2 protein-coding genes are annotated in these 2101 nt (G+C 47.5%); both read right to left on the bottom strand.

What is annotated here, in order from left to right; translation table 11 throughout:
- Positions 1-734: radical SAM protein (locus tag KDK16_RS04250; protein WP_373690914.1), on the bottom strand; the 734-nt coding region annotated here is incomplete at its 3' end.
- 555 nt (positions 735-1289) lie between these two features.
- On the bottom strand, positions 1290-2101 hold an 812-nt coding region (locus KDK16_RS04245; RefSeq protein WP_257274812.1), incomplete at its 5' end, for an amidohydrolase family protein.

The raw sequence follows: 2101 nt of genomic DNA, 5'->3' as shown, positions 1-2101 counted from the left end.
TGCTGCAGGGTTGTTAAAAAGCTGGCTTCCGTTTGCATAGGCAGGCCGTAAACGCACTCAATGTCTACGGCTGTGATACCTGCCCTTTTGGCCTGTGCGATGACACTCTCTATTTTTTGCACGCTGTATTTACGATTCAATACAAACTGGACGTCTGGGCTAAAATCCTCCAAATAAAAGTGCACACGGTTAAATCCCAGTTCTTTGATAGCGAAAGCTGTATCAATGGTAAAGCTTTTGGGGTCAATGCTGATTGAATAGCGGCGTGCCTGATCAGTACTCAAGGTAAAGCAATCATCTATGCAGGCCAATAAGCGTGCCAGGTCGTCGGTCATCAAAAAGGTGGGCATAACGCCACCCAGGTGCAGGCATTGCAATTTTGCTGCACAGTGGCTGTTTTCGTTTTTGCCTTCTTGATGGTTTTGGGGGGTGTTTATTCCGCCAAAGTATTGGATCTCTTTGCACAGTGCATCGACGTAATAGGCCGCCAAGCTGTATTGCCGAGTAACGATGATATTGCGTTGATGAAACTGATGAATATCCCTAGTAAACGGAATATTAATGAATAGTGACTGTACGGGTGCGAGAGGCATTTCTTGCGCCAAATGTGCGTTGCTAATACCTTGTGGCGTAAGTGTCGGCTGACACCACAACAAAGGGCTCTCTGGGTTGGAAACCGCCGATCGTAGTCCCGGCGGGAATGTAACGGCGGTACGGTTAATCGACCCTGCCATAGCTGACCTTAACGGTTGGTTTTATCGTTTAGAGCTGTTCAACGCCAATACAGCCTGCTTATACACCGTGCCTAATAGTTAACTGACAAGAGCCAAAGTGCAAATATCAAATTCGGTAATTGAACGGTCTTCTGTTCTAGATCAAACCCAATAAAACGGCTAAACAATCGACCTTAAACGGTTGATATGAATCAATGCCTCTCGCCGGGATAAAACTACTCTTCTTAGCAAGCAAAGGACTATTTCACTGCTGGTATTTATTGGCCTAGCCAATGGGAGGAGTCAAACGGCCGTTGAATTCACACATTTAATAAGCCGTTTGACGACGTGAAGTACAGATTTCAGGACGAAATTTGTACTTCGAAATAAATAAAATGAGGATCTTATTATGTACTTCGATGGCGTAATATTATTCAGTATCGTGGTTGTACTGCTTACTGCAGGTGTTGTTACTTACGCGTTAAAGTTTATGTTTCAGCATATGCGCGATGATCTTAAAAAGCACCCCGAAGAAATCGATGGCCACAAACATTCGTAGCAAGCACAGCAGCTGATTTAAGGCTCTGCATTTAATTGCTTAATGGCCTGGGTGATTTGAGCGACTTTTTGCTGCAGCTGCGACTTGTCGATGGTGAGAACTTCTCCGTCGGCGAATACCAGCTGGCCCGCTACCATGGATGTAACCAAATCTCGTGCATCGGCGGTATAGACCAAATGCGAGATAATATCGTGGACGGGTTGTGAGCGCAGTTCATCCACGGAAAGTTGAATTAAATCGGCGTTAAACCCTGCGCTTATTTGTCCCACGGATTGGGCCATGCCGATAGCTCGGGCACCAGAACGGGTGGCCAAACTGAGTGCCGTTTGGGCGGGCATGGCCGTTGGATCGTTTTCTCGCAATTTGTGTATTAACGCCGTCAGTTTAATTTCTTCAAACATATTAAGGTCGTTGTTGCTGGCGGCACCATCAGTGCCTAAGCCTACTGCCACACCCGCATTGAGTAAATCCGCTATCGGCGCTATACCCGAGGCCAATTTTGCATTGGATGTTGGGTTGTGAATGGCGCCAAAGCCGGGTTTGGCCATACCTGCATAGTCTTCGGGTTGTGCGTATACCGTATGAGCGCCGATGATACGATTGTCGCCAAGGTGGTTCAAAGCGTGAGTGATTGGCGGCACACCTTCTTGTTCAGTGATTTGGCTGAGTTCTGTAAAGGTTTCAGCCAAGTGGATAGAAATGGGCGCTTGCAGTCGGCTGGCGCTTTCACCTACCTCTTGCAGGTGTTGCGGCGCAACTGTGTAGGGCGCGTGGGGTGCCAACCCTGGCGTAATACGAGGGCTTTTACCTTGCCATTGCTCAACAAAAG

Source organism: Endozoicomonas sp. SESOKO4, assembly GCF_024606275.1.
This window is presented reverse-complemented; position numbering and strand designations above follow the sequence as displayed.